General features: G+C 28.7%; 21 protein-coding genes and 1 tRNA gene. 13 read left to right on the top strand and 9 right to left on the bottom strand.

What is annotated here, in order from left to right; all coding sequences use genetic code 11:
• The first annotated feature begins 3 nt into the window (after positions 1–3).
• From ACTTAU_RS02585 to ychF, 4 genes are read left to right on the top strand one after another with little or no spacing between them, the layout of a single operon-like run.
• A complete protein-coding gene (locus tag ACTTAU_RS02585) occupies positions 4–936 on the top strand; it encodes a ribose-phosphate pyrophosphokinase (protein WP_438305832.1) in 933 nt (310 codons plus the stop codon).
• A 45-nt stretch (positions 937–981) separates the two neighbouring features.
• Positions 982–1,680 (top strand): 50S ribosomal protein L25/general stress protein Ctc, encoded by a 699-nt coding sequence (locus ACTTAU_RS02580; RefSeq protein WP_438305834.1) that lies wholly within the window; start codon positions 982–984, stop codon positions 1,678–1,680.
• A gap of 33 nt (positions 1,681–1,713) precedes the next feature.
• On the top strand, positions 1,714–2,277 hold the full coding sequence (gene pth, locus ACTTAU_RS02575) for an aminoacyl-tRNA hydrolase (RefSeq protein ID WP_438305836.1): 564 nt from the start codon (positions 1,714–1,716) through the stop codon (positions 2,275–2,277).
• Positions 2,274–3,347 (top strand): redox-regulated ATPase YchF, encoded by a 1,074-nt coding sequence (gene ychF / locus ACTTAU_RS02570; protein WP_438305838.1) that lies wholly within the window; start codon positions 2,274–2,276, stop codon positions 3,345–3,347. The genes pth and ychF overlap by 4 nt, the downstream gene beginning before the upstream one ends.
• On the opposite strand, the gene ACTTAU_RS02565 is transcribed toward ychF, so the two are convergent.
• From ACTTAU_RS02565 to petA, 3 genes are read right to left on the bottom strand one after another with little or no spacing between them, the layout of a single operon-like run.
• The gene (locus ACTTAU_RS02565; protein ID WP_438305840.1) at positions 3,324–4,100 is read right to left on the bottom strand and encodes a cytochrome c1; all 777 of its coding nucleotides are present in this window, start codon (positions 4,098–4,100) and stop codon (positions 3,324–3,326) included. The two genes, ychF and ACTTAU_RS02565, sit on opposite strands and share 24 nt — an antisense overlap.
• Before the next feature lies 1 nt (position 4,101).
• Complete coding sequence (locus tag ACTTAU_RS02560; RefSeq protein WP_438305842.1) at positions 4,102–5,364, bottom strand: cytochrome b; 1,263 nt, start codon at positions 5,362–5,364, stop codon at positions 4,102–4,104.
• A gap of 8 nt (positions 5,365–5,372) precedes the next feature.
• Complete coding sequence (gene petA, locus ACTTAU_RS02555; protein WP_438305844.1) at positions 5,373–5,882, bottom strand: ubiquinol-cytochrome c reductase iron-sulfur subunit; 510 nt, start codon at positions 5,880–5,882, stop codon at positions 5,373–5,375.
• Positions 5,883–5,952: 70 nt separating this feature from the next.
• On the opposite strand from petA, the gene ACTTAU_RS02550 reads away from it, so the two are divergent.
• Genes ACTTAU_RS02550 through greA form a run of 3 tightly spaced genes read left to right on the top strand, consistent with a single transcriptional unit; the run spans position 5,953 to position 7,722 of the window.
• A complete protein-coding gene (locus ACTTAU_RS02550; RefSeq protein WP_438305846.1) occupies positions 5,953–6,426 on the top strand; it encodes a tRNA (cytidine(34)-2'-O)-methyltransferase in 474 nt (157 codons plus the stop codon).
• A complete protein-coding gene (gene hemF, locus ACTTAU_RS02545) occupies positions 6,417–7,244 on the top strand; it encodes an oxygen-dependent coproporphyrinogen oxidase (protein WP_438306262.1) in 828 nt (275 codons plus the stop codon). Before ACTTAU_RS02550 ends, hemF begins: the two co-directional genes overlap by 10 nt.
• A 1-nt stretch (position 7,245) precedes the next feature.
• Positions 7,246–7,722 (top strand): transcription elongation factor GreA, encoded by a 477-nt coding sequence (gene greA, locus ACTTAU_RS02540; RefSeq protein ID WP_085113831.1) that lies wholly within the window; start codon positions 7,246–7,248, stop codon positions 7,720–7,722.
• Here the strand turns inward: greA and ACTTAU_RS02535 are convergent.
• The 4 genes from ACTTAU_RS02535 to ACTTAU_RS02520 form a co-directional block, all read right to left on the bottom strand.
• A complete protein-coding gene (locus ACTTAU_RS02535) occupies positions 7,719–8,993 on the bottom strand; it encodes a CCA tRNA nucleotidyltransferase (RefSeq protein ID WP_438305849.1) in 1,275 nt (424 codons plus the stop codon). The two genes, greA and ACTTAU_RS02535, sit on opposite strands and share 4 nt — an antisense overlap.
• Before the next feature lie 3 nt (positions 8,994–8,996).
• Positions 8,997–9,070: transfer RNA gene (locus ACTTAU_RS02530), tRNA-Gln, on the bottom strand.
• A gap of 33 nt (positions 9,071–9,103) precedes the next feature.
• The gene (locus ACTTAU_RS02525; protein ID WP_438305851.1) at positions 9,104–9,943 is read right to left on the bottom strand and encodes a 4-(cytidine 5'-diphospho)-2-C-methyl-D-erythritol kinase; all 840 of its coding nucleotides are present in this window, start codon (positions 9,941–9,943) and stop codon (positions 9,104–9,106) included.
• Positions 9,943–11,628 carry a tetratricopeptide repeat protein gene (locus ACTTAU_RS02520; RefSeq protein WP_438305853.1) on the bottom strand — a complete coding sequence of 562 codons (1,686 nt, stop codon included), beginning with the start codon at positions 11,626–11,628 and terminating at the stop codon, positions 9,943–9,945. The genes ACTTAU_RS02525 and ACTTAU_RS02520 overlap by 1 nt, the downstream gene beginning before the upstream one ends.
• A 14-nt stretch (positions 11,629–11,642) precedes the next feature.
• Here ACTTAU_RS02520 and ACTTAU_RS02515 point away from each other — a divergent pair, with 14 nt between their 5' ends.
• The 3 genes from ACTTAU_RS02515 (at position 11,643) to ACTTAU_RS02505 (ending at position 14,097) form a co-directional block, all read left to right on the top strand.
• On the top strand, positions 11,643–12,362 hold the full coding sequence (locus tag ACTTAU_RS02515) for a uracil-DNA glycosylase (protein ID WP_438305854.1): 720 nt from the start codon (positions 11,643–11,645) through the stop codon (positions 12,360–12,362).
• Complete coding sequence (locus ACTTAU_RS02510; protein ID WP_085115096.1) at positions 12,362–12,934, top strand: ribonuclease HII; 573 nt, start codon at positions 12,362–12,364, stop codon at positions 12,932–12,934. Before ACTTAU_RS02515 ends, ACTTAU_RS02510 begins: the two co-directional genes overlap by 1 nt.
• 92 nt (positions 12,935–13,026) lie before the next feature.
• Positions 13,027–14,097 carry a site-specific DNA-methyltransferase gene (locus ACTTAU_RS02505; protein ID WP_438305856.1) on the top strand — a complete coding sequence of 357 codons (1,071 nt, stop codon included), beginning with the start codon at positions 13,027–13,029 and terminating at the stop codon, positions 14,095–14,097.
• On the opposite strand, the gene ACTTAU_RS02500 is transcribed toward ACTTAU_RS02505, so the two are convergent.
• The gene (locus ACTTAU_RS02500) at positions 14,094–15,236 is read right to left on the bottom strand and encodes an FAD-dependent monooxygenase (protein WP_438305858.1); all 1,143 of its coding nucleotides are present in this window, start codon (positions 15,234–15,236) and stop codon (positions 14,094–14,096) included. The two genes, ACTTAU_RS02505 and ACTTAU_RS02500, sit on opposite strands and share 4 nt — an antisense overlap.
• The gene (locus ACTTAU_RS02495; protein ID WP_438305860.1) at positions 15,233–16,219 is read right to left on the bottom strand and encodes an A/G-specific adenine glycosylase; all 987 of its coding nucleotides are present in this window, start codon (positions 16,217–16,219) and stop codon (positions 15,233–15,235) included. Before ACTTAU_RS02495 ends, ACTTAU_RS02500 begins: the two co-directional genes overlap by 4 nt.
• Between ACTTAU_RS02495 and ACTTAU_RS02490 the strand changes: the two genes are divergently transcribed.
• The 3 genes from ACTTAU_RS02490 to ACTTAU_RS02480 are packed head-to-tail and all read left to right on the top strand — an operon-like array spanning position 16,220 to position 19,874.
• Positions 16,220–16,708, top strand: a complete 489-nt coding sequence (locus tag ACTTAU_RS02490; protein WP_438305862.1) for a DUF721 domain-containing protein — start codon at positions 16,220–16,222, stop codon at positions 16,706–16,708.
• On the top strand, positions 16,705–17,292 hold the full coding sequence (locus tag ACTTAU_RS02485) for a DsbA family protein (RefSeq protein WP_438305864.1): 588 nt from the start codon (positions 16,705–16,707) through the stop codon (positions 17,290–17,292). The genes ACTTAU_RS02490 and ACTTAU_RS02485 overlap by 4 nt, the downstream gene beginning before the upstream one ends.
• Positions 17,293–17,300: 8 nt before the next feature.
• Complete coding sequence (locus tag ACTTAU_RS02480; RefSeq protein ID WP_438305866.1) at positions 17,301–19,874, top strand: chromosome segregation SMC family protein; 2,574 nt, start codon at positions 17,301–17,303, stop codon at positions 19,872–19,874.
• Positions 19,875–19,879 lie beyond the last annotated feature (5 nt).

Here is a 19,879-nt window from a genome sequence, read left to right as displayed (position 1 = left end):
TTAATGAAATTATTATCCGGAAATAGCAACAAACCACTTTCAAAAAAAATTGCCAAGTTTTTAAAATCTAAACTTGTAAACTCTAGCATTAGAAAATTTTCTGATGGAGAAATTTATATTGAAATTAATGAAAATATTAGAGGCAACAGTATTTTTATTATCCAATCAGTATCCTCACCAGCGAATGATAATTTAATGGAATTATTACTTTGTATTGATGCCTTAAAAAGATCTTCGGCAAAAAATATTACAGCGGTAATCCCCTACTTTGGTTATGCTAGACAAGATAGAAAAGTTGTGCCAAGAACTTCTATCTCCGCAAAACTAGTTTCTAATTTAATAACTAAAGCTGGCGCAGACAGAGTAGTAACTGTCGATTTGCATGCAGGCCAAATTCAAGGATTTTTTGATATTCCAGTTGATAATTTATTTGCAACTCCAATATTTGCAAGACATGTAAAGAAAAAAATTAAAAGTAAAAACTTACTATGTGTTGCACCAGATGTAGGTGGCACAGAAAGAGCACGTGCGCTTGGAAAATTATTAAATGTGGGTTTAGCTATTGTAGATAAGAGAAGACCTAAGCCAGGGCAATCTCAAGTGATGAACGTAATTGGAAATGTAAAAGATAAAACATGTATTATTGTTGATGATATAATCGACTCCGGAGGCACTATAGTAAATGCTGCAAAAGCTCTTAAAGATAGAGGTGCTAAAGAAGTATATGTTTATATAACTCATGGTGTGCTTAGTGGAGAAGCTGTCAAAAAGATCAAAAATTCAGTAATTAAAAATTTAGTAATCACTGACACAATCGATAACTTGGAAAAAGTTAAAAGCGCTAAAAATATTGAGGTTTTGTCAATTTCTGGATTGATGGGAGAGGCTATCAAAAGAATATCAAATTCAACCTCTGTATCTGATTTATTCAAATAATTACCTTGAGTTATTCTTTAACTTGGGCTAAAAACCTGTGTTTTTATGATTTCACTAGAAGCTACTGTAAGAGATAACAAGACTAAAGGTCAGTTAAGTGCCATTAGATCAAGTGGTAATGTGCCGGCTATTATTTACGGTGGAAAAGACGAAAATGAGAAAGTTTCTATTTCTAAAAAAATTTTAAAATCAACAATTGAAAAAGAAAATTTCCTATCAAGCATTATTACTCTTTCATGCAATGGTAAAAATCAAAATGTTTTACCCAGAGAAGTAATTTACGATGTGCTTACTGATGAACCTATTCACGTAGACTTTCTAAGAGTTGTACCGGGTGTTAAAATCAGAATAGAAGTTCCAGTTGAATTTATAAACCATGAAAAATCTCCAGGTCTTAAAAAAGGTGGGGTATTAAATATTGTTAGAAGAAAAGTTGAATTAAAATGTCCAAGTGAAAAAATTCCAGAAAAATTAACTCTTGATTTAGATGGAATTGAAATTGGTGAAAGTTTTAAAATTTCATCTGTTAATTTAGACAATGATGTTGTTCCAACTATTCAAGGAAGAGATTTCGTAATTGCTACATTAGCAGCGCCAACTGTTATGAAGGAACCAGAAAAACCTGCTGAAGCAGAAGCTGCCGAAGGTGAAACACCAGCTGAGGGTGCAGCGGCTGAGGGAGCAGCGGCTGAAGGTGAGAAAAAAGAAGGTGAAGATAAAAAACCTGCTGAAGAAAAAAAATAATTAATTAATCAAAGATTTAAATTCCAATAAATTATGCTTTTATTTGTAGGTCTTGGTAACCCAACACCAGACAGCGAAAATAATAGACATAATGTTGGTTTTAAAATTATTGATGCAATAAATAAAAAATTTAGTTTATCTAAACAAAAGCCAAAATTTAAAGGGCTACTTACTACAGGTGAGATTGAAGGTAAAAAAATTTATGCAATAAAACCTCTTACCTTTATGAATAATTCTGGGATATGCATAAGAGAACTCTTAGAGTATTTCAAATTTGATGCTGAAGATGTAATTGTTTTTCATGATGATTTAGATGTTGAATTTGGAAAAATTAAAGCAAAATTTGGTGGGTCTAGCGCAGGTCATAATGGTATTGCATCAATTGATAAGTTCATAGGCAAAGATTATTCAAGAGTGAGAATTGGAATTGGAAAACCAAAAACACCTATTGAAATTGGTGACTTTGTTCTTCAGAATTTTGATGAGGAGGAACTCGTAGGTATTGATAAAATTTCTGAAAATATAACTGACTCTATTGGAGTTCTAATTAAAAAAAAATTAGATCTATTTTCGAGTACAGTAAATAATAAAAAATGAGTTTTAAGTGTGGTATAGTAGGTCTACCTAATGTTGGTAAGTCCACACTTTTTAATGCATTAACAGACTCTAGCAAAGCGCAGGCTGCAAATTTTCCATTTTGTACTATTGATCCTAACGTTGGGGTAGTTCCAGTTCCAGACAAAAGATTAGATAATCTTGCAAGGGTGTCTAAATCAAAAAAAATAATTAATACAACTATTTCTTTCGTTGATATTGCTGGACTAGTAAAAGGAGCATCTAAAGGAGAAGGACTGGGAAATAAATTTTTATCCCATATTAGAGAAGTTGATGCGATAATACATATGATCAGATGTTTTGACTCTGATGATATTCAAAACGTTAACCCCACTGTAGACCCCATCAGAGATTTAGAAATAATTGAAACAGAAATGATGTTAGCAGATTTAGAGTCTGTACAAAAAAGACTTGAAAAAAGTAACAAAAAAAATGTTGATGAAGATCAGTTGAAGATATTAGAAATTGCTCAAGATTGTATCAATAACGATAAAGATTTATCAGTATTAAAAGAACAATTTGACAAAAAAACTTTAAATCAAAGTGGCTTGTTATCAATAAAACCTAAAATTTACGTTTGTAATGTTGACGAGCAAAGTGTTCAAAATGGAAACGAATATACAAAAAACTTTATAAATAAATTTGGAGAAGAAAATACTCTAATTGTATCTGCAGATATTGAAAATCAGATTAACGAATTAGATAAAGATGAACGTAAAAATTATATGGATATGATTGGTTTAGATCAAACAGGTTTAGATCTATTAATTCAAAAAGGTTACAAAATTTTAGAATTAGATACTTACTTTACTTCTGGTCCTGAAGAGACAAGAGCATGGACTATCGAAAAAAACTGTACAGCTCCTAAAGCAGCAGGAGAAATTCATACAGATTTTGAAAAAGGATTTATAAGAGCTGAAACTGTATCTTATGAAGACTTTATTGCAAATGATGGATGGGTTAATTCTAAAACAAATGGCAAAATGAGGCTTGAGGGTAAAGACTATATAGTGAAAGATGGTGATGTATTAAACTTTAGATTCAACACGTGACCATATTTTTTTCATACTGAAATAAACTAATACAGTTAAAATAATTAAATATACAATTGCTTTGAAACCCATTTGATGACGTGCTTCCAAATGTGGTTCTGCAGCCCACATTAAAAATGTTGTCACATCCTTAGACATCTGCTGTACTGATGCCTGTGTTCCATCTGAATATTCAACGGCACCATCTGACAAAGGTGCAGACATTTTGATCATATTTCCATACATATATTTATTATAGTAAACACCATCGTCTAAAGTTGTTCCTAATGGTGGTTCTTCATATCCTTGCAACAAAGAATATATATAATCTGCCCCACCACCTCTTGCCTTGATTAGTACTGACATATCTGGTGGATAAGCACCTCCATTCGCAGCTTTAGCGGCTTCAACATTTTCATAAGGCATCACAAACTTGTCTGATAATTTTCCTGGTCTTTGAAACATTTCACCATCTGCATTAGGTCCATCAGTTACCTCAAAAGATGCAGCAATCACTTTTGCCTCAGCTTCAGTAAACTCTGGTCCACCCTTCTCTGCTAAGTTTCTATAACTTAAATATTTCATTGAATGACATGAGGCACATACTTCAGTATAAACTTGATATCCTCTTTGCAGAGCTCCTCTATCAAATTTTCCAAATAATCCTTTAAAACTCCAGTCAGTTTTTAAATACTCAACTTTTTCAGCAGAATTCAATGATGTAAAATTAAAAGTAAATAAAAAAATAAATAAAATTTTAAATAAATTTTTCACTTTAATTATTTGAACTTTCTTTACTTCTTGCAGCAGCCATATTTGGCGACCCACCTAAAACTGGCTCCGTGATACTTAATGGAACTGGCAATGTTTTTTCTTTTAAGCCAAGAACTGGAAGTATGACTAAAAAATGTAAAAAATAATAAGCTGTTGCAACTCTAGCAATCAATAAATAAAGTCCCTCTGCTGGCATAGCTCCCATGTAACCTAGAATAAGTACATCTGCGACTAATATCCAATAAAACTGTTTATAAAGAGGTCTGAATACGGCAGATCTAATCTTTGAAGTATCAAGCCATGGCAGTGCTGCTAAAATTAAAATTGCTGACAACATTGCAACAACTCCTAAAAGCTTATCAGGTACCGACCTTAAAATTGCATAAAACGGCAACAAATACCATTCTGGAACTATGTGCGCAGGCGTCACAAGTGGATCTGCCTCAATGTAATTATCTGCGTGTCCCAATATATTTGGAGTATAAAAAACAAAAAATGCAAAAACAATCATAAACATTAATAATGCAAATCCATCCTTTATGACAATATATGGATGGAAAGGTACAGTGTCTTTTGATGGTTTTTTTATATCAATTCCTACTGGATTATTATTTCCAGGAACATGCAAAGCCCAGATGTGTAAAACAACTAAACCTAAAATTAAAAACGGAATTAAATAGTGTAGTGTGAAAAATCTTGTTAATGTTGGATTGTCTACTGAATAGCCACCCCATAACCAAGTAACAATCCCCTCACCAACTAAAGGAATTGCACTAAATAAATTCGTGATTACCGTTGCTCCCCAAAAACTCATTTGCCCCCATGGTAAAACATAGCCCATAAAAGCAGCTGCCATCATCAACAAATAAATAACAATACCTATTATCCAAATAATTTCTCTTGGAGCTTTATAAGAGCCGTAAAAAAGTGATCTAAAAATATGAATATAAACTGCTAGAAAAAACATTGAAGCACCATTTGCATGTATATATCTAATTAACCATCCATAATTAACATCTCGCATGATATGCTCTACACTATCGAATGCCATATCAGCGTGAGCAATGTAATGCATTGCTAAGGTTAACCCTGTAACAATTTGAGTAATTAAACAAAAAGTTAATATTCCACCAAATGTCCACCAATAGTTTAAATTTTTTGGAGTTGGATAGTCTGTTAAATGATTTGCTAAAGTAAGTAATGGTAACCTATCATTAAACCATTTACCTACTTTTGAATTTGGCGTGTAATCGTGATCACTCATACTTGTCTTTATCCAATTTTAATCGTGTTAGCATTTACAAATTCATATTTTGGAACTTCCATATTCCATGGTGCTGGACCTTTTCTAATTCGTCCAGATGTATCATAATGAGAACCATGACATGGACAGAACCAACCATCATAATCACCTTTATCATTTAAAGGCACACAACCAAGATGAGTACAAACACCAAGCATCACTAACCACTCTGGATTTTGAACTCTATCTTCATCTTTTTCAGGATGTATCAAATCTTCCATTTTAACTGCTCTTGCTTCAGCAATTTCATCTTGTGTTCTTCTTCTAATAAAAACTGGTTTACCTCTCCATAAAACTGTAATTGTTTTACCCGGTTTCACATTACTTACATCAACCTCTGTACTTGCTAGCGCTTTAACTGAAGCGTCTGGATTCATTTGATCAATTAATGGCCAGGCAACAGCACCAGCACCTACAGCGCCAATGGCATACGTTGCAGTAAATAAAAAATCTCTTCTCTCTGGTTTTTTTTCAGACATCTAGAATTTAAATTAGAGTTAGTTAATATATGAATATTTATAATAAAATAGTATTTTTTCTATGGATACAATGACACATAATTCAAGTTATCAAGGGGTAAAAATTGCATTATTTGAACCTGATATACCCCAAAATACTGCTGCTATAATAAGAACATGCGCATGTCTTGGAGCCAAACTAGAAATTATAGAACCATGTGGGTTCCTACTATCAGATAAGAGATTTAAAAGAGTTGTGATGGATTATATGGATGAAAAAGATATCAATTTTTATCAAAGTGCAGATCAATTTTTTACTGAGAAACAAAAAGATAGAATTATACTAATGACCACTAAGGCCTCTATATCTTATACAAAGTTTAAGTTTAAAAAAAATGACACCATCCTATTTGGACGTGAGAGTGCTGGAGTGCCTGAGAAAGTCCACAAAACTATAGAGCATAGGTTAAAAATACCAATGGAAATTAATAAACGATCATTAAACTTAGCATCTTCTGTTGCAATTATTTTAGCAGAATGCTTAAAGCAAACAAAATGGACCTAGATATTAAAAAAGATCTAACAAGTAATTGGTTTAAGCTGCTTCAAGATGCTTTCTGTAATGATATCGCTAAATTAGAAAATAATAAAACAAAATTCATTTCAACCACATGGAAGAGAAATCCAAATAAAGACGAAGGTGGAGGCGAGTATAGAATATTAAGAAATGGAAAAATATTTGACAAAGTTGGGGTAAATTTTTCAAAAGTTTACGGAAAATTTCCTAAAAAATTTCAAAAAAATATACGTGGTGCAAGTAAAGATCCAAGATTCTGGGCTTCTGGTATATCAGTAGTGATGCACATGAAAAATCCTTTAATACCAGCAATGCATTTTAACACTAGATTTATTTCTACAACACAACAATGGTTTGGTGGCGGAATGGATGTAACTCCATCTAAAAAAGATGAAACAGAAAAAAAAGATTTTCACAATGATCTAAAAACAATGTGTAATCGACATAACAAAAATTATTATAAAAAATTTAAAAAATGGTGTGATGAATATTTTTATTTACCCCATCGTAAAGAACCAAGGGGTATAGGTGGAATTTTTTTTGATTATAAAAATGATAATTTTGAAAAAGATTTTAAATTTGTAAGGGATACTGGTGTTACTTTTCAAATGCTTTTTAATAAAATTATAAGAAGAAAATTAAATAGAAAATGGACTTTAAAAGACAAAGAATTACAATATATCAAAAGAGGTAGATATGCTGAATTTAATTTATTATATGACAGAGGTACAAAATTTGGATTACAAACCGGAGGTAATGTGGAAGGAATTCTGATGTCCCTTCCCCCTCTAGCAAAATGGAAATAAAATGGATAAAGAGCCAATAACACTTAATGGATTAGAAAAACTAAAAGAAGAATTAGTTTACTTAAAAGAAAAAAAAAGACCTGAGATAGTTGCTGCAATTGCGGAAGCTAGATCTCATGGAGATTTAAAAGAAAATGCTGAATATCATGCTGCGAAAGAAGAGCAATCTCACAATGAAGGAAGAATAACAGAAATAAATGACATTATTGCAAGAGCAAATGTAATTGATGTAACCAAATTAAATAATGATGGTAAGGTTATTTTTGGCTCCACTGTTTTTCTGGAGAACCTAGATACGGGTGAAAAAATTAATTATAAAATTGTCGGAAGAGACGAAGCTGATTTAAAACAAAAACTTATTTATTTTCAATCTCCCATAGGAAAAGGATTAATTGGAAAAAATAAAAAAGATCTTGTTGAAATTAATACCCCAGCAGGGACAAAAAATTTTGAAATTATTGACGTTAAATATGTCTAGCGGCTTACTATTTTATTAATCTGCTTTTCAGACAATTTAAAATTATTATTTACCCACTCCTCTTCAATATTCTTAAGTTTGGTGCCTAAATTTTTTCCCTCAGGAATTTGATATTTTTCCATTAAGAATTTTGCACCAAAAGGCATTAAAGGTTGATTTTTAGATTGATATTTTTCGATCAATTTTAAAATTTTTTGATCAATTTTCTTTGAGGTAAAAATTCTAAAACTGAGAATATCAATTAAAGACTGTTTTCCCTTATAATAAAATAATCTATTTAAATTCTTTTCTGAAAAAGATTTTGCTGAAACTTTTTCTTTATAAAAATTATCTATTATTTTAAGACGTTTTTGATCTTTTTTAGAAAGATTAAATTTGTAAACAAAATAGTCAGTGTTGTCGGTTCCATCAATTAATAGAGTTGAGAGTAAAAATATAAAATCTGACTCTTTAATTTTGTCTTTTGCAAAATTATTTGGATTTGAAAATACTTTAAAATTTTTAAGTTGGGGAAATATGATATCAAATAATTCAAGTGAAAATTGATCTTTCGACAGCTTAGTTAAAGTATTTGCTTTAAAAAATTTTTTTAATTCATTTAATAATCGTTCTTTAGATAATTGAGAAATTCCAACTATATTTTTTTTTATGATTTTAGACGTTTCAGGCTCATGTCCACAATTTGAATAACTTAGATAAAATCTTAAATAACGAAGTATTCTTAAAAAATCTTCTTTAATTCTTTGCTCCGGGTCACCAATAAATTTTATAAATCCTTTTTCTAGATCTTCTTTACCATTATAGGGGTCAAATAAATTTCCCTCAAAATCTGAATAAATTGCATTAATTGTAAAATCTCTTCTTGATGCATCTTTTTTCCAATCATCTGAAAATTTAACTTGCGCATGTCTTCCATCAGTTACAACATCTTCTCTTAAACTTGTTATCTCGAAGTTATAGTCATCTATTACTGCTGTTATTGTTCCATGTTCAATTCCAGTTTCATAGAAATTGATATTATCTTTTTTTAAAGCTTCACAAACTTGTTGTGGATTTAAATTAGTTGCCAAATCAATGTCATCTACCAATTCTCCTTTAATTATTTTTCTAATACAACCACCTACGTATCTAACTTCAGAGTTAGAGGAAAAATTGTTAATTGAGTTAAAGATTTTTTTAACTGGAGTATTTTTAGAAATATCTACAATCTTTTTCGTAAGACTATTTAGATTTTGAGTTCTTTTAAAAAATTTATCTAAAAAGTTAATCATATTTGGCTGGGGCGCTAGGATTCGAACCTAGGATGCAGGTACCAAAAACCCGTGCCTTACCGCTTGGCTACGCCCCAATAATATTTTCGTATAACACAAAAAAAATAAATTTATATAGTTTTTGAAGTTTTGCACCAGTAATTTCTAAATTGTTTACTTACTTTTTTTGATGCTTCCTTGCATTTTTTTAAAGAGTTAAAATAAGCAATAATCGTAGATCCTGATCCTGTCATTCTGACAAATTCAGTGTTAGGTAATTTGTCTAAAAAATCCTTAAGGATTTTAAGTTTTGGATAGCTCTCAATTGCAATAGGCTCTAAATCATTTTTTTTTTCTCTTAAAAAATCTGATCTCATCAAATTATTAATTTTGGTATTAAATTCTGGTTTATAAAATTTTTTTACCTTTGAATAAATTCTTTTTGTAGAGCAACCAAAACTTGGTTTAACAAGCAAAATATTAAATTTTTTCTTGGACGGTATGACCTTAATTTCATTATTAGATTTTAAAACTAAATTTTGTTTATACAGACCTAAAACAACATCAGAACCAATTGCATTTGCTATTTCTAAAATTTCTTTTTTTCTTTTTAATAATTTTTCTTTAATAAAAAAATTTAGAATGCTGGCTGCATTCATTGATCCTCCTCCTAACCCAGCTTCAGAGGGAATATTTTTTTTTATAGTAATTTGAAATTTTTCTTTAAATAATTTTTTTTTCTCAATATTCTTTAATAATTCAGAAACAGTATTTTTAGATTTTATCCCCTTCGAAAATTTTCCGAAAAATTTGATTTTATTATTTTTTTGATTAATTTTTTTTATTTTGATTTCATCATGTAAATCTAAAAAACTCACTATACTCTCTATTTTGTGAAGTGTTTTTGTTTTACCAACTATATTTAAAGCTAAGTTAATTTTGGCATGAGATTTAATTTTTATATAACTCATTATGAGTTTTTAGGGCCTGTAATCAATTTATCTTTAATTTGATCTAACAAGTCCTCTTCCGCATCTTCCATCTCAAGTACCATAGACCAAAAATAACGAGCTTGTATTTTTCTATCTAACTTCCAAAGAATATCGCCATAGTGGTCATTGACTATAGGGTCATCTGGCATTAGCTGAACAGCTCTTTTTAAAAATTGCTCAGCTTTTATAAAATCATCCACCAAATAGTAAGCCCAACCTATAGAGTCTATTATATATGGATCATTATTTTCTTTTTCATAAGCTTTCTCAAGCATTTCAATAGCTTCATTAATTTGAAAATCTCTTTCAAGCCAAGAGTAAGCTAAATAATTTAATACGTAAGCATCATTGGGTTTTATTTTAAGAGAAGCTAATAAATCTTTATCTGCACTTTCATAATCTTTTAATCTCTCGTAACTTCCCCCTCTTCTATACAATAAATCTGCTTTAACTTCGCTATCATCATCTAGTTTATTAATAATTAAAGAATAATACTCAATTGCAGTTTCGTACTTTTTTGAATTTTTATAAAAATTTGCAATATCAAAAATAAATTTATCATTAGGATTTTCAATTTTATCAAATTTTGATCTGATATAATTTAATGCCTCGTCTTTGTCTCTGGTCTTGGTAATTATTTGTGCTTCTTTCTTTGATCTATACCAATAGTAAAAATCTTGATTTTTATTAAAATTTTTTAAAATATTTTTAGATTTTTCATAATCTTGATTAAGATATAAATTTTCTGCAACCAATGATAAATTAAATACAAATTTAGGATTTAAATAAGTCGATAAACTTAAATAAAAATTTGATTTTTCAAATTCATTTTGAGAAGAAAATAAATTAGAAATTAAAAATAAAAACTCTCCTATAATATCATTATGATTAGTGCATGAGAAAACTTTACTAAATTCTTTAATTTGATCTCTTTCGACCCAGCTTTTGCCTTGAGATAATAGCAAAGTTGTATTTACATAGTCTAATCCTTGAGTTATTTCCTTGGCATCCTCTATTCTATTTTTTTCAATCAAATGTGTTAAATAAAAAAAGATATATCTTGAATAATCTGCTTGGACATTGTTAATCAATTTGGAAAAAAAAGTATCTGTACTTTTGTCATCTAAATAACATCTTTGAAAAGTTTCAGAAATCAGAGATAAATTACCAAAATTTGTTTTCTCTACTTTAATTTTTTTATCTCTAATTACATTTGCATACTGAATTAATGAATTCGTAATAATAAAGTTAAATCTGTCTCTTTTAAAATCCTCTGGAATTTTAGATAAAACTTCAATTGCTTTATTAATTTTATTTTTTTTCAAATTATCTAAAGCTAATAAAATATAAGCTTCAAAAAATTGTGAATTACTTTTTTCACTATTTATCCTTATAAAATTGATTGCCTGAGGAACTTTGTCCTCCAAAACTAATGTGGTAACTAACCTTTCTAAGTATGGTTCATGTTGATTTATAAGAATTTTAGAGGAATTAAAAAAATCTAGTGCCTCAGAATTATTCTTATTTTCTAATGCTACAATTCCAGAAAAATATTTTGATAAATTTCTTGAACTAAATTCATCAAAACTAGTACTTTTAGATAATAATGGGCTCTGATACAGTAAGACCGAAATAAGTATGATTATAATTTTTTTTTTAAACATATAGATTAGCTATTATGACCAAAAAATCTTTAGATCAAAATATGTATTATAGGGAAGAATTGTTAAATTCAATAGAGCCAAATTTTATTTTTAGCGATAAACCCTTAAATAGATTTAAAATTCCAAAATCTGAAAACAATCAAAATAAACTAGATAAAAATACAAAAATTTTGGAGCTCAAAAAACATATTAATTCAATTCAAAATTGTAATCTAAAAGATAATGCAAAAAAATTAATATTTGGTGATGGTAACATCAATAGCCCTATAATGATTGTGGGAGAAGCCCCTGGTATTGAAGAAGAGAAAACAGAAAAAACTTTCCAAGGTGAATCTGGGACCTTGCTAGAGAAAATGCTTAAAGCGATTAATATAGAAAAAAATTCTATTTACTCAACTTATGCCATAAATTTTAGACCACCAGAGGATAGAAAACCAACATCGCAGGAAATTAAAAGATACTCTGTTTTTTTAAAAGAACATATTTCTATAATTGATCCACAAATTATCATTCTTTTTGGAAGTACTGCGATGGAGGCTGTTATCTCATCCAATGAAAGAATTTCTAATGAAAGAGGTAAGTGGAAAGAAATTATACTAAATAATAAAACATATCCATTAATGATAACATTCAGTCCCTCTTATCTAATCCGATTTCCAGAAAACAAAAAATTTTCATGGGAAGACTTAAAAAAAATCAGACAAAAAATTTTAGAATTAAAAATAAAATTTTAATGAAAATTATCGCTGGTGTTGATGAAGTTGGTAGAGGCAGTCTAATTGGTCCTGTTTATGCAGCTGCAGTTATTTTAAATAAAAATGTTAATCTTAAAATACTGAAAGACTCTAAAAGTATTAAAAAAGATAAAAGAGAAATATTATCGAAATATATTAAAAAAAATTCTATTTGGGCTATTGCAAAATCATCCAAAGATGAAATTGATAAAATTAATATTCTTCAGGCGAGTTTACTTGCTATGAAGAGAGCAATAAAAAAACTTAAAAAAAAACCCTCACAAGTATTAGTTGATGGCAACAAAGTACCATTAATGAATAATTATAAAATAAAGGCCATCATAAAAGGAGATAAGAAAATTCCAGCTATATCAGCAGCTTCAATTATTGCAAAAGTAGCTAGAGACAATTTTATAATTTCTTTGTCAAAAAAAAATAAAGGTTATTATTGGGATAAAAATTTTGGTTATGGCACAAAACAACACTTAAAAGCTTTAAAGAAATTAGGTATTACAAAATACCATAGAAAAACTTTTGCACCTGTTTCGAAAATATCCATACACAAGATCTAGTTATCACCCATTAGATTAGCACAAGTCGAATCTAAATATTTCAATCTCAGGTTGACCGTAGAATCCATTTGGAGTCTAATTCATTTTTATAAATGAAAACTGAGTTAAAAAATAAAATTATTAACGGAGACAGCTTAGAGGAATTAAAAAAAATTCCACGTGAAACTTTTGATTTAATTTTTGCAGATCCACCATACAACTTACAACTCAAAACTGAATTAACTAGACCAGATAGATCTAAAGTAAATGCTGTAAATGATAAGTGGGATCAATTTGAGAGTTTTAAAAAATATGATGAATTTACATATGAGTGGCTTAGCGAATGTAAAAGAATTTTAAAAAAGGATGGAGCAATTTGGGTTATTGGTAGTTATCATAATATTTTTAGAGTTGGTACAGCAATTCAAAATTTAGGATTTTGGATATTAAATGATGTCATCTGGAATAAAAATAATCCAATGCCAAACTTTAGAGGAACTCGATTTACTAATGCGCATGAAACTTTAATTTGGGCTTCAAAGAGTGAAAAATCTAAATACACATTTAATTATCAATCTTTAAAGTGCTTAAACGATGATCTTCAAATGAGATCAAATTGGGATCTGCCAATTTGTAATGGGACTGAAAGATTAAAAAAAAATGGAAAAAAAATTCACTCAACCCAAAAGCCAGAGTCGTTACTCCATAGGGTTTTATTAGCAACATCAAATAAAGGGGATATGATTTTAGATCCATTCTTAGGTTCTGGAACAACAGCTACAGTTGCTAAGAAATTAGGAAGAAATTATTTTGGTATAGAAAAAGAGAAAAATTATTTTAAAGCTGCAGAGCAAAGATTAAAAAATACAAAGCCTTTTGAAGATAATTTACTAGATACACTCAAAAACAATCGATCAAAGCCAAGAATTCCTTTTGGATCATTAGTTGAATTGGGAATTATTAAACCTGGCACGAATATATTTGATAACAAAAAAAAGATAACTGCAAGAATTATGGCTGATGGAAGTATCAAACATAATCAAGCAGAAGGCTCTATTCACAAAGTTGCAGCAACAATTTTAGGCGCAGAAAGCTGTAATGGATGGACTTATTGGCATTGTGATATCAATGGAAGAATACATCCAATAGATTATTTAAGACAAAAATTTATTTCAAAAAATTAATTTTTATAAACTTTACCTAAATAACTTTCTAAAAATTTTTTATTCTTAGTTAAAAGTTTTAAAGAAATATTTCTAAACAAAGTCATTATTGGATTTGATAAATGAAAAGCGAATTGATTAAAATTTGACCGATTATTAATCATTTTTATTCTTTGCATACGTTTGTTATGAAAATCAAGATTATTTAATATACTCTCATATAATTCATAACTCCCTTCTATTGATTGCGAAGCACCTTGAGCAAAAGAAGGAGAAAGTGCAAAAAAAGCATCTCCAACTAAAAATGTATTTTGAGGAGCATTGTAAAAATTTTTACTTACAAAAACTGGAAATAGTTTAACATTTTGAAGACTTTCGAAAAGTGAGGCAGAAATTTTTTGATTTAATTTACTTTTTATAGCTTCTATAAAATAACTTTCTTCATTTAGTTTTTGATTTGCTTGTTCATTGGAATTTAATTTATGTTTCAATATTCCAATAAAATTTAAGTTTTGATCTCTATTTAATGGATAAACTACGTAATGGAAATTTGACCCTAAAAATAAAGAAATATTTTCATTATTAATGTTGTGAAGATTATTTTTTGAGATGTTAGCTCTAATGGCAACACAATTATTATAAATGGGTTTAAATTTGTTATTTGAAATCAAGGATTTGCTTTTTGAAAAAACTCCATCTGAAACAATTAAATAATCACAATTGATCTTATGATTATCAAAAGTCAGAGTTATTAAATCTTTATCATATTTAATTTGATCAACACTGTGGTTATATCTAATTACGTCATCCCCTAAATTGTTTTTTAAAAACTGAAGAAGTTTTGATCTTTTTAAAGTTGTATATTTAGAATTTTCAGAATTAAATTTAGAAATTTCTAGATCACATATTTTTTTTGAATTTTTTATTTCATAAAAGTCAATTTTCTTTGGATTAAATTTTTCTTCTTTGGGAAATGAATTAAAGCCTATTTTATTCAAAAGCTTAATACTATTCACAGATAACTGAATTCCATAACCTTCCTCTGCATCTATTGATTTTTTTTTCTCATATATTGTAATTTGATAATCTTTATTGCCTTTAAACAAATTAGCTAGGTATAAACCTGAAATACCAGCTCCAATTATTGCTATTTTTTTCATTTTTGATTTTCTAAAAATTTTACTATTTTTTTTGTAAAAGTTGGAAGTGTATACTTTTGAAGTTTTTTAGGATCAATCCAATGAACCTTACCATCTAAATTAAATTTATTTTTGTATTCAATCTTAATATTCATGTTCATATTTGATATTTTAAAATTCAAATCTTTATTGAAATTTTTAGGGCTTATTAATTCATCCATTGGAAAGATATCAAAATTTTTCAAAAATTTGAATTTATCATTCTTAATTAATAGATATTGATCATTTTTTTTATAAACATTTAATTTATAAAAAGTTTGTTTGTCTTTTTTTTTTATTTTTACTAATTCAAAATCTTGATTTCTAAATGACTCACATTTTTTTAATATTGGACATTGTTTACATAATGGATTTACGGGCTTGCAAATTAAGGCTCCTAATTCCATTAAAGCTTGGGCATAATCACTAGATCTATTAACTGAAATTCCAAAGACTTTTTTATACTTTTGTAAATTTTCTTTTTTAATTTGATTTTGTTTTTTTAAATACAAAAGTCTTTTCAACACTCTTTCAATATTTCCATCCAAAGGAATTAATGGTTTATTGAATGCAATTGCAGAGATAGCACTTGCTGTATAGTCTCCAATACCAGGAAGAGATTTTAAATCTGTAAAACTTTGAGGTAATCTTTTATCAAAATCTTTAACAACAATTTGTGCTGTCTTTTTTAAATTTCTTACTCTTGAATAATATCCAAGACCTTCCCATAGCTTAATTAATTTTTCATCATTAAACTTAGATAACTTTTCTATATTTGGGATACTTTTTATAAATCTTTGAAAGTAAGGTATGACAGTAGCAACTTGGGTTTGTTGCAGCATAAATTCGCTTATAAGTGTGTAATATTCCTTTTTTTCTTGAGAAACTTTTTTTCTCCATGGAAGAGATCTTTTATTTAAATCGTACCATTTAAGAATTTTATTTGTTATTGTTGGATCTTTCATATGCAATCTAAAAATAATACTAAGCAGAGAAACACTGTCATTCAAGGCTTAAGATCATTTAGAGATACTTTGCCAAAAAATGTTAAAAAAATTATTAACAAAAAAGGTCATATTTATTCTGAAACTTTAAATAACTGGAAATATATTGTCGGTGAAAAGTTATTCAAAATTTGTTATCCAAAATCTTTTAAAAATTCCAATCGATTTGGAGTAAGCACTTTGCTAGTTATGGTAAAAAGAGGTCATGAAGTTGATATGGAATACTCAAAAAAAGATATCATGGATAAGATGAATAGTTTTTTTGGATATTCTGTTGTTGAAAAACTAAAATTTATTAGTTTTGATGATGATCAGAACATTTTTACCTCAAATGATGACACTGAAAAAAATGTGACAATTAAGAAATATCAAACTAAGATAAATGATATTAAAAATGACAAGATTAAAAAATCATTAATTGAGCTTACAAAAGTATTTAAACAAAAATGAAAAAAATTATTGCAGTTTTCTTATTAATTTTATTCCAATCTTCAATTGTTAGTGCAGATAGCTCAAAAGATATAAATAGAATTATAATTGGCAATAAAGATGCCAAAATTAGTATTATTGCTTATGAATCTCTAACCTGTAGTCATTGTGCAAATTTTCACATTAATGTTTTGCCGGATTTAAAAAAAGATTTCATCGATAAAGGTCTTGCAAAGATTGAATTTAGACATTTTCCATTAGATATAGCTGCATTTAATGCATCAAAAATTGCTCAATGTAAAAATGATGGTAACTCAGACATTTTAAATACCTTGTATCTTAACCAGCCAAAGTGGATCAAGGGCAAAACTGTTAACGAGGTTAATGAAAACTTAAAAAAATTTTTAGCATCAGAAGGCATTACAGTTGATTTTAATAAATGTACCTCTGATAAAAATATTGAAGATTTTGTTTTGAATGATCGAATCGAGGGTGCTAAAAAATTCAAAGTAAATGCTACTCCTACGATTATAATTAATGATAAAAAGTTTGAAAAATCTCTAAATTATAAAAATTTAAAAAAAACTCTAGAAAAACTGATATAAGTTAGTGCATGGAGTTTAAAAAAATCCAGCTAAATGGATTTAAATCTTTTGCCGATAAAACTAATTTCTTAATCGAAAAAGGTTTAACTGGAATAGTGGGTCCCAATGGTTGTGGTAAATCTAATATAGTAGAGTCGTTGAGATGGGTAATGGGAGAAACCTCTGCTAAAAGTATGAGGGGCTCAGGAATGGAAGATGTAATATTTTCTGGTACTTCAAATAAAGCCTCAAAAAATATTGCAGAAGTATCTATATCGGTAAGCAATCCAAACAATGAAGGTCCAATACAATACCGTGAATTAGATGAAGTTCATGTCAGAAGAAAAATAGAAAAAGATAAAGGTTCAAAATTTTATATTAACGACAAGGAAGTTAGAGCACGAGATGCTCAAATGTTTTTTGCCGATCTATCAACTGGTGCACATTCGCCCTCAATGATAAGTCAAGGACGTATTGGGGCTTTAGTGACAGCTAAACCAACTGATCGAAGAGCAATTTTGGAGGAAGCGGCTGGTATATCTGGTCTTCATGTTAGAAGACACGAAGCAGAATTAAGATTAAATGCAGCTGAGAGTAATTTAAAAAGAGCAGATGAACTAAGAAGACAACAAGAAAGACAACTTGCTAATCTTCAAAAGCAAGCTGAAGAAGCAACAAAATATAAGCTTATTTCTGAAGAAATAAAAAAAGTAGAGGCTGGTCTCTATTATTTAAAATTAATAGATATAGATAAGGAAATTACTATAGAGAATGAAATAAATAATGAAGCTGAGGGCGAAGTTTCGGGTTTCAATGAAAAGATAACAGAGTTTGAAAAGCAAATTAAATCTGAAACTGATAAAGTAAATCCACTAAGAGAAAAAAATATTGAAAATTTATCTAAAATTCAAAGATTAAATTTAGAATTACAAAGTTTAGATGAGGAAAATACAAGAATTCAAGATGAAATACAGTCTATAAAAGAGTCTTTAAAAACTTTAGAGGAAGATATTTCAAGAGAAAGGGGCATAATTATTGATGCAAATTCTAATGAAAAACGTCTCAAGGAAGAAAAAAGTGAATTAATAGAAATAGACTCTAAATATTTTGAAACTGAAAAATTATCTAATGAAGATCTTGAAAATGCTAAAAATAAACTAGATCAAGAACAAAAAGAAGTTGATGCGGTAGTCAATAATATAGCTGACAGTACTATTAATATTAGTTTAGGCCCAATAAAAAATATAAAAAATACCATCACTAGAGCTAAAGAATTAATTGAGAGTAATGAAATAAATCAGGCACTTACATTATTAGATAGATGTAACATTGAACTTGATAATTTTTTAAAAGATATCAAAGATGATAAAAGTAGAAATGACCTGATAGGTGTAAATGAAAAATCAAAAAATATAAAGATACTACAAGAAAAATATGCAGATGCTTTTAGTAAAAATCAATCTATCAAAAAAGAGTCGATAAAAAGAAATGAGCGAATTAAAACAATTGAAACAGAAATAGAAAGTTGGAAAAATCTTTTAAGTAGTTCTGAAAAAATGGTTAATGAATTGACTGAAAGAAAAAATAAGCTCAACCAACAATTAGAGCAACTAGAAAATCAACCAAGAAGTCAAGCAGAAAGAAAAGGACAGATATCTGAAAATTTAAGAATCTCAGAAAAAGAAAAAAGTGATAATGAAATAATTATTAATGAAACTGATGAAAAAATTGAAAATTTAAGAAATGAATTAAATAAAATACAAGAGCAATCTATACAATTTAGAGAAAGGAAAGCTAGTTCAGGAGCTACTATTGAAGGTCTTAAAAAAAGAAAATCAGATTTATTAGATAGAATTAGTTCAGAATTAAATCTAAATGAAGATAATTTATTAGAAAATTCTAATTTAAATGGTGTTGAAGAATTGCCAAATCATATTGATCAAGAAGATTTATTAGATAAAAAAAAACAAGAAAGAGAAAAGCTTGGATCTGTAAATTTGAAAGCTGATGAAGAAACAAACAAATATGAAGTCGAAATTAAAAAAATGGAGCAAGATCGAGCAGATTTAGTTACTGCAATTATTAAACTTAAAGAAAGTATTAATGAATTAAATCAAAAAGGTAGGGAAAGACTAATAGAGGCATTTGAAAAAGTTAATAGAAAATTTAATGAGGTGTATACAAAGTTGTTTAATGGTGGAAATGCAAAATTAGAATTAGTAGACTCTGATGATCCACTTGAAGCAGGTCTTGAAATGCTTGTAAGTCCTCCAGGAAAAAGATTACAATCTATAACTTTATTATCGGGTGGTGAACAAGCACTAACTGCCCTATCATTAATTTTCGCTGTATTCTTAACCAACCCATCTCCAATTTGTGTTTTGGATGAAGTTGATGCGCCGCTCGATGACGCTAATGTAACAAGATTTTGTGGTCTGCTTGAAGAGCTTACAAAAATTACGAGTACAAAATTTATAATAGTAACTCACCATGCTTTGACCATGTCTAAAATGGATAGGCTTTATGGTGTGACCATGCCAGAAAAAGGAATAAGCCAGCTAGTAGCGGTTGACCTTCAAAAAGCAGAGAGCATGGTTGCTTAAATTTG

The sequence above is a fragment of the Candidatus Pelagibacter sp. HIMB1505 genome (assembly GCF_052047915.1).
GTDB lineage: Bacteria > Pseudomonadota > Alphaproteobacteria > Pelagibacterales > Pelagibacteraceae > Pelagibacter > Pelagibacter communis_A.
The sequence above is the reverse complement of the archived record's forward strand: the minus strand, read 5'-3'. Positions and strand labels throughout refer to the sequence as shown.

What these genes read in the sequence shown, in the direction of transcription:
- ACTTAU_RS02585 (WP_438305832.1), top strand. Translation starts at nt 4, where the DNA reads ATGAAATTATTATCCGGAAATAGCAACAAACCACTTTCAAAAAAAATT.
- ACTTAU_RS02580 (WP_438305834.1), top strand. Translation starts at nt 982, where the DNA reads ATGATTTCACTAGAAGCTACTGTAAGAGATAACAAGACTAAAGGTCAG.
- pth (WP_438305836.1), top strand. Translation starts at nt 1,714, where the DNA reads ATGCTTTTATTTGTAGGTCTTGGTAACCCAACACCAGACAGCGAAAAT.
- ychF (WP_438305838.1), top strand. Translation starts at nt 2,274, where the DNA reads ATGAGTTTTAAGTGTGGTATAGTAGGTCTACCTAATGTTGGTAAGTCC.
- ACTTAU_RS02560 (WP_438305842.1), bottom strand. Translation starts at nt 5,364, where the DNA reads ATGAGTGATCACGATTACACGCCAAATTCAAAAGTAGGTAAATGGTTT.
- petA (WP_438305844.1), bottom strand. Translation starts at nt 5,882, where the DNA reads ATGTCTGAAAAAAAACCAGAGAGAAGAGATTTTTTATTTACTGCAACG.
- ACTTAU_RS02550 (WP_438305846.1), top strand. Translation starts at nt 5,953, where the DNA reads ATGACACATAATTCAAGTTATCAAGGGGTAAAAATTGCATTATTTGAA.
- hemF (WP_438306262.1), top strand. Translation starts at nt 6,417, where the DNA reads ATGGACCTAGATATTAAAAAAGATCTAACAAGTAATTGGTTTAAGCTG.
- greA (WP_085113831.1), top strand. Translation starts at nt 7,246, where the DNA reads ATGGATAAAGAGCCAATAACACTTAATGGATTAGAAAAACTAAAAGAA.
- ACTTAU_RS02535 (WP_438305849.1), bottom strand. Translation starts at nt 8,993, where the DNA reads ATGATTAACTTTTTAGATAAATTTTTTAAAAGAACTCAAAATCTAAAT.
- ACTTAU_RS02525 (WP_438305851.1), bottom strand. Translation starts at nt 9,943, where the DNA reads ATGAGTTATATAAAAATTAAATCTCATGCCAAAATTAACTTAGCTTTA.
- ACTTAU_RS02520 (WP_438305853.1), bottom strand. Translation starts at nt 11,628, where the DNA reads ATGTTTAAAAAAAAAATTATAATCATACTTATTTCGGTCTTACTGTAT.
- ACTTAU_RS02515 (WP_438305854.1), top strand. Translation starts at nt 11,643, where the DNA reads ATGACCAAAAAATCTTTAGATCAAAATATGTATTATAGGGAAGAATTG.
- ACTTAU_RS02510 (WP_085115096.1), top strand. Translation starts at nt 12,362, where the DNA reads ATGAAAATTATCGCTGGTGTTGATGAAGTTGGTAGAGGCAGTCTAATT.
- ACTTAU_RS02505 (WP_438305856.1), top strand. Translation starts at nt 13,027, where the DNA reads ATGAAAACTGAGTTAAAAAATAAAATTATTAACGGAGACAGCTTAGAG.
- ACTTAU_RS02500 (WP_438305858.1), bottom strand. Translation starts at nt 15,236, where the DNA reads ATGAAAAAAATAGCAATAATTGGAGCTGGTATTTCAGGTTTATACCTA.
- ACTTAU_RS02495 (WP_438305860.1), bottom strand. Translation starts at nt 16,219, where the DNA reads ATGAAAGATCCAACAATAACAAATAAAATTCTTAAATGGTACGATTTA.
- ACTTAU_RS02490 (WP_438305862.1), top strand. Translation starts at nt 16,220, where the DNA reads ATGCAATCTAAAAATAATACTAAGCAGAGAAACACTGTCATTCAAGGC.
- ACTTAU_RS02485 (WP_438305864.1), top strand. Translation starts at nt 16,705, where the DNA reads ATGAAAAAAATTATTGCAGTTTTCTTATTAATTTTATTCCAATCTTCA.
- ACTTAU_RS02480 (WP_438305866.1), top strand. Translation starts at nt 17,301, where the DNA reads ATGGAGTTTAAAAAAATCCAGCTAAATGGATTTAAATCTTTTGCCGAT.